The organism is Halococcus thailandensis JCM 13552 (assembly GCF_000336715.1).
Lineage (GTDB): Archaea > Halobacteriota > Halobacteria > Halobacteriales > Halococcaceae > Halococcus > Halococcus thailandensis.
The window spans coordinates 1-1,338 of record NZ_AOMF01000183.1 but is presented as its reverse complement, the minus strand read 5'-3'; the positions used below and the strand labels follow the sequence as shown (position 1 = coordinate 1,338).

Annotated in this window: 2 protein-coding genes; one reads left to right on the top strand and one right to left on the bottom strand. The window is 59.6% G+C overall.

The annotated features are described in order from the left end of the window. Positions 1–200: hypothetical protein (locus C451_RS19415; RefSeq protein WP_007743371.1), on the bottom strand; the 200-nt coding region annotated here is incomplete at its 3' end. Between the two features lie 485 nt (positions 201–685). On the opposite strand from C451_RS19415, the gene C451_RS19405 reads away from it, so the two are divergent. Next, a partial coding sequence (locus C451_RS19405; RefSeq protein WP_007743368.1) for a transposase occupies positions 686–1,338 on the top strand: 653 nt, incomplete at its 3' end.

The following is a 1,338-nucleotide window of genomic DNA, read 5'->3' as shown; positions in this document are numbered from 1 at the left end:
TGGTTGAGATGGGTGAAGTCGCCTTGGACGGCCGGCGCGTCCAAGGCGACGCTGCCCTCGATCAAAATCGAACTCGTGAGCAGATCACCAACGAAATCCACGACATCCTCGACGAGGCCGCCGAGATCGACGAAGCCGAGGATGACGAATACGGTCCAGAACAGCGCGGAGACGAGCTCCCGGAGGAACTCCGGGAGCAAGAGGACCGACTGAACCGATTGCGGGAAGCCAAAGACCGACTCGACGCCAAGGAACAGNGGAGACGAGCTCCCGGAGGAACTCCGGGAGCAAGAGGACCGACTGAACCGATTGCGGGAAGCCAAAGACCGACTCGACGCCAAGGAACAGCAACTCAAAGACGAACAAGCCGAGAAGATCCGCCAGCGAGAACAGGAAGAGGAAGAAATGGGACGAAAGAAACGTGGCCGGAAGCCCACACCTCCGGAGGAGGTGGAGCTTCCGGAGGACACGAAGGCAAACACAACAGATCCAGCGAGTCAAATTCTCAAAACCAGCAACGGCTGGAAACAGGGCTACAACGGCCAAGCAATGGTGGACTGCGACACGCAGGTCATCGTCGCGCAGGACATCACTACTGACGCAAACGACGTCCAGCAGCTCAAGCCGATGCTGGAGAACTGCNCTCCCGGAGGAACTCCGGGAGCAAGAGGACCGACTGAACCGATTGCGGGAAGCCAAGGACCGACTCGACGCTGAGGAACAGCAGCTCAAGGAGGAACAAGCCGAGAAAATCCGCCAGAGAGAACAGGAAGAGGAAGAAATGGGACGAAAGAAGCGTGGCCGGAAGCCCACACCTCCGGAGGAGGTGGAGCTTCCGGAGGACACGAAGGCAAACACGACAGATCCAGCGAGTCAAACGCTCAAAACCAGCACCGGCTGGAAACAGGGTTACAACGGCCAAGCAATGGTGGACTGCGACACACAGGTCATCGTCGCTCAGGACATCACTACTGACGCAAACGACGTCCAGCAACTCAAGCCGATGCTGGAGAACTGCGAGGAGGTGAACGGCAAGCGCCCGGCGAAGGCGCTTGCCGACGCTGGCTACTGGAGCAAAGCGAACGCGCAGTTAGCGGATGAGCAGACAGAGCTGTTCATCGCCACGACCAAAGACTGGAAGCGACGGAAGGAGCTTCGGGAGGCGGATCCGCCACGAGGGCGGATCCCCAAATGGTACGGGCTGAAAGAACGCATGGAGCGGAAACTCCGGACGAAACGGGGTAGAGGCATCTACCGCAAGCGCAGCCAGAGCGTCGAAGCAGTGTTCGGTCAGCACGTCACCCGCGGCTGCGACCGATTCCTGTTACGCGGGGAGAC